This is a genomic window from Micromonospora sp. ATA51, from assembly GCF_016802855.1.
Classification (GTDB): domain Bacteria; phylum Actinomycetota; class Actinomycetes; order Mycobacteriales; family Micromonosporaceae; genus Micromonospora; species Micromonospora sicca.
This window is the reverse complement of sequence record NZ_JAEVHJ010000636.1, coordinates 1-1,577: the sequence shown is the minus strand read 5'-3', so window position 1 is coordinate 1,577 and position 1,577 is coordinate 1. Positions and strand designations below refer to the sequence as shown.

1 protein-coding gene is annotated in these 1,577 nt (G+C 76.2%); it reads right to left on the bottom strand.

All coding sequences use genetic code 11. The features are described from left to right. On the bottom strand, positions 1–1,415 hold a 1,415-nt coding region (locus JNW87_RS38550; protein ID WP_238455455.1), incomplete at its 3' end, for a thioesterase II family protein. Between the last annotated feature and the right edge of the window lie 162 nt (positions 1,416–1,577).

The following is a 1,577-nucleotide window of genomic DNA, read 5'->3' as shown; positions in this document are numbered from 1 at the left end:
CCGGCCGGCAGCCAGCGGCGGACGGCCGGGTCGGCGGCGATCCGGTCGCCGAACGCCGCCAGCGCCCGCCACTCGAAGGCGACCATCCGGCGCCGGACCAGCGCCGGGCCGGCGGTCATGGTGGTCGTCGGGGTCCGCCGGGTGAGCGCCGCCCAGCAGATCGGCCCGAAGAAGCCGATGGTGTCGTTCTTCGCCGTGTACCGCTGCCAGTACCGGCCGATCGCCTGCTCGCGGGCCCGCCGCTTGTCGTGGCTCCGCTCGTCCGGGCCGCCCCGGCGCACCGAGTCCAGGGCGGTGAGCGCGTTCAGGTTCTGCCAGGTCACCGCCTCGCGGAACAGCGGATCGCCGGCCAGGTCGTAGATCGTCTTGCTGGTCTGGGCCACCGCGGCTCCCAGCACCGGTAGCAGCTCGGCCTCGGTCACGGTGCCGTCCAGGTGGGCGTCCGCCACCGCGGCCAACTCCGGCGCGGTCAGCCGCAGCACCCCGTCGGCCGGGAAGCCGGCGGCCCGCAGCACGCCCTCGCGCCACACCCGCCAACCACCGCTGCCGAGCGGGATCAGGTGCTCGGCCGCCGGGTCCGGCCGCAGTGGCCGTTCCTCCACCGGCGTCCGTCGGTCGGTCGGAACCCTGGCCGGGGCCACGGCGGTGGCGGTGCCGGCCCGGGCCGTCGGCGCGGTGCCGGTCGCCGCGAGCAGGTCGGTGCCGACCAGTGCGGCCACCTCGGCGGCCCGCTCGGCGAAGAAGAGGTGTCCACCCTGGATCGTTCGCACGGTGCAGCCGATCGCGGTGTGACCGGCCCAGTCGGCCATCGTCGCCGGGTCGGCGTCCCGGTCGTCGGTGCCGGCCAGGCAGACCAGCGGCACCGGCACCGGCGCCTCCGGTCGGTACGGGTACCGGTTGAGCCAGTCGAAGTCGGACCGCAGCGCCGGAAGGATCAGATCCAGCAGCTCCGGCAGGTCCCGCACCCCCTGCGGCAGGCCACCCAGCTCGGCGATCCGGGCCAGGAACTCGTCGTCCGGCAGGTCGGCGAACCGGGCCAGCGTCTTCGGCAGGTGCGGGGGCCGGCTCCCACCCAGGTAGAGCCGGCTCGGCAGCGGGGTGCCCCGGCGGCGCAGCTCGCGGACCACCTCGAAGGCGAGCAGGCCGCCCATGCTGTGCCCGTACATCGCGTAGGGCCGGTCGGCCCGTTGCCGGACCGCCTCGACCACCTGGTCCAGGTCGAAGGCCGGCGGTTCGGTGATCCGCGCCTCCCGCCCGGGCAGGGCCAGCACGGCGAGCGCCACGCCGGCGGGCAGGGCCGCCGGCCAGTCGCGGAAGCTGCTCGGGCCGGCCCCGGCGGGCGGCAGGCAGAGCAGCAGCGGGCCGGCGTCGGCTGGGCGGCCCAGGCTGACGAACCACTGTGCTGCCCCGGTCATGGGGCCGCCTGCCGGGTCGGTCCGGGCGTCGGCGCGGCTCATGGCCGGGCCCCGGTCAGCCGCGGTCGAGCTGCTGGAGATGTACGAGGAGACCGGCCGGCGCCGCTACCTCGACGCCGCGCACATGGAGGCGAAAAGGTTCACCACCATGGTGTTCGCCCG